This window comes from Streptomyces sp. NPDC088354, assembly GCF_044753585.1.
Lineage (GTDB): Bacteria > Actinomycetota > Actinomycetes > Streptomycetales > Streptomycetaceae > Actinacidiphila.
On record NZ_JBIVNJ010000122.1, the window covers coordinates 1 to 3,423 of the forward strand.

Annotated in this window: 2 protein-coding genes; both read left to right on the forward strand. The window is 68.0% G+C overall.

All coding sequences use genetic code 11. From position 1 onward, the window contains the following. A partial coding sequence (locus tag ACIP98_RS42045) for a dipeptide ABC transporter ATP-binding protein (RefSeq protein WP_401982133.1) occupies nt 1-1,841 on the forward strand: 1,841 nt, incomplete at its 5' end. A 38-nt stretch (nt 1,842-1,879) separates the two neighbouring features. After that, nucleotides 1,880-3,423 (forward strand): ABC transporter family substrate-binding protein (locus tag ACIP98_RS42050; RefSeq protein ID WP_401982135.1); only part of this gene is annotated, 1,544 nt, incomplete at its 3' end.

Sequence of the window (3,423 nt, forward strand, 5' to 3'; positions counted from 1 at the left end):
TGCTGGGCCTGGACGACCGGGAGATGACGAAGATCCGCGGCAAGGACATCGCGATGATCTTCCAGGACCCGCTGTCCGCGCTCACCCCGGTCTACTCCGTCGGCGACCAGATCGTCGAGGCCCTGCGCATCCACCAGGACCTGGACAAGGACGCCGCCCGCAAACGCGCGGTCGAACTGCTGGACCTGGTCGGCATCCCCGACCCGGACCGGCGTGCCGACGCCTTCCCGCACGAGTTCTCCGGCGGCATGCGCCAGCGGGCGATGATCGCCATGGCGATCGCCAACGACCCCGAAGTGATCATCGCCGACGAGCCGACCACCGCCCTGGACGTCACCATCCAGGCGCAGATCCTGGACGTGCTCAAGAAGGCCCAGGACGTCACCGGCGCCGCCATCGTCATGATCACCCACGACCTCGGGGTGGTCGCCGGCTTCGCCGACCGGGTCCAGGTCATGTACGCGGGCCGCCCGGTGGAGACCGGCCCCGTCGACGACGTCTACTACACGCCCCGCATGCCCTACACCATCGGCCTGCTCGGCTCCATCCCCCGCCTGGACGACGGCCGCCGCCACGCCCTGACCCCCATCGACGGCAACCCGCCCTCGCTGGTCTCGCTGCCCCCCGGCTGCCCCTTCGCCGCGCGCTGCCCCGTCGCCATCGACGTGTGCCGGCGCGTCGAACCGGAACTGACCGTCCGTGACGGCGGCAACCACCCCACCGCCTGCCACCGCAGCCACGAACTCGAGGACGGCGGCCCCCTCGACCCGGCCACCGTCTACCCGGTACCCGAACTCCCCCCGGCCCCCGCCGACGACGTCCCCCGCGACCTGCGCGAACCCGTCCTGGAAGTCCGCGGACTGGTCAAGCACTTCCCGCTGATGCACGGCGCCGTCATCAAACGCCGCGTCGGCGAGGTCCGCGCCGTCGACGGCATCACCTTCGACATCCGCGAAGGCGAAACCCTCGGCCTGGTCGGCGAGTCCGGCTGCGGCAAGACCACCACCCTGCTGGAAATCCTCGACCTGCCCACCGGCCAGTCCGGCGCCGTCACCGTCTTCGGCAAGGACATCCGCGGCCTCAAAGGCGCCGACCGCAAAGCCCTGCGCCGCGACCTGCAAGTCGTCTTCCAGGACCCCATGGCCGCCCTCGACCCCCGCATGCCCGTCGGCGACATCCTCGCCGAACCACTGAAAACCCACGGCTGGTCCCGCGACCGCATCGCCGCCCGCGTACCCGAACTGCTCTCCCAGGTCGGCCTCGACCCCGACCACGTCGACCGCTTCCCCGCCGAATTCTCCGGCGGCCAACGCCAACGCATCAGCATCGCCCGCGCCCTGGCCCTGGAACCCAAACTCGTCGTCCTGGACGAACCCGTCTCCGCCCTGGACGTCTCCATCCAGGCCGGCGTCCTCAACCTCCTCGACGAACTCAAATCCCGACTCGGCCTCAGCTACCTCTTCGTCGCACACGACCTGTCCGTCGTACGCCACATCGCCGACCGGATCGCCGTGATGTACCTCGGCCGCATCGTCGAGATCGGCTCCGCCGAAACCGTCTTCGGCGCCCCCTCACACCCCTACACCCAAGCCCTGCTCTCCGCCGTACCGCTGCCCGACCCCCGCAGAGAGCGCGAGCGCAAGCGCGTTCTGCTCACCGGCGACCTGCCCAGCCCCACCGACGTTCCCACCGGCTGCCGCTTCCGCAACCGCTGCCCAAAGTTCGCCGCCCTCGACGAGGCCCAACGCGGCCGCTGCCGCGACGAGGACCCGTCACCCTCCGCACTGGCGGGCGACCACAACGCGGCATGCCACTACGCCGCCGCGGTCACTGTCGTCTGACCCCTTCGTTGTCCCACCCCGTTAGAGGAGAGAGTTCGTTGAACAGAACACGTACGTCCGCAGTCATGGTCGCGCTGGCCACCGCCGGCGCGCTGGTCCTCACCGCGTGCGGCGGCGACGACGGCGGAAAGAAGGACGCCGGCTCCAAGACCAACTCGGTGCCCAAGTCCAGCGCCAACAACATCAAGGCCACCGACCGCGACCAGCTCAAGCAGGGCGGCACCCTCAACTGGCCGGTCGCGGAGATCGCCGAGAACTTCAACTACAACGAGATCGACGGCACGCTCGCGGACGGCTTCGACGTCGAGCGCTCCCTGATCCCGATCACCATGCTGTCGGACGCGGCGGGCACGGTGTCCCCCAACCCCGACTACCTGACCTCGGCGAAGGTGGACGACAGCTCGGGCAAGCAGGTCGTCACCTACGAGATCAACCCCAAGGCCAAGTGGTCCGACGGCACGGCCATGTCCTGGAAGGACTTCGAGGCCAGCTGGAAGGCGCTGAACGGCAAGGATCCCAAGTACAAGATCTCCTCCAGCACCGGCTACGAGCTGATCTCCAGCGTCGCGAAGGGCAAGACCGACCAGGAGGTCGTGGTCACCTTCGACAGCCCCTTCGGTGACTGGAAGAGCCTGTTCAGCCCGCTCTACCCGGCCTCGGTCATCGGCACCCCGGACGGCTTCAACACCGGTTACCTCGGCAAGATCCCGGTCACCGCGGGCCCGTTCAAGTTCCAGGGCATCGACAAGACCACCAAGACCCTCACCGTCGTCCGCGACGACAAGTGGTGGGGCAACAAGGCCATACTCGACAAGATCATCTTCCGGGCACTGGACGCCGACGCCCAGGCCGGCGCCTTCGCCAACGGCGAGATCGGCTTCTTCAACGTGGGCCCCGACTCGGCCGCCTACAAGCAGGCCAAGGAGGTCAAGGGCGCCGAGATCCGCAAGGCGGCCGGCCCCAACTACCGCCACATCACGTTCAACGGCGCGCACGCGAACCTCAAGGACGTCAAGGTCCGGCAGGCCATCATGTCGGCCCTGAACCGCGACGCCATCGCGCAGTCCGACCTGCAGGGACTGGACTGGGACCCCAAGCCGCTGAACAACCACTTCTTCGTCACCAACCAGAAGGGCTACAAGGACAACGCCGCCGGCGTCGGCGTCTTCGACCAGGCCAAGGCCAAGAGCCTGCTGGACGAGGCCGGCTGGAAGCAGGACGGCGAGTTCCGCAAGAAGGGCGGCAAGACCCTCGAGCTGGACTTCGTCATCCCGGCAGCCGTCGCCACCTCCGCCAACGAGGGCAAGCTGATGCAGCCCATGCTCAAGGCGGTCGGCATCAAGCTCAACATCAAGACCGTCCCGGTGCAGGAGTTCTTCGACAAGTACGTCAACACCGGCAACTTCGACCTGACGGCCTTCTCCTGGCTCGGCACCGCCTTCCCGGTGTCGTCGACCAAGTCGATCTACGCCAAGCCCGTCGGTGACAACATCCAGCAGAACTACACCGGCATCGGCAGCGACGAGCTCGACGCGGCGATGAACAAGGCCGCCGCCGACACCGACACGACCCAGGCCATCAC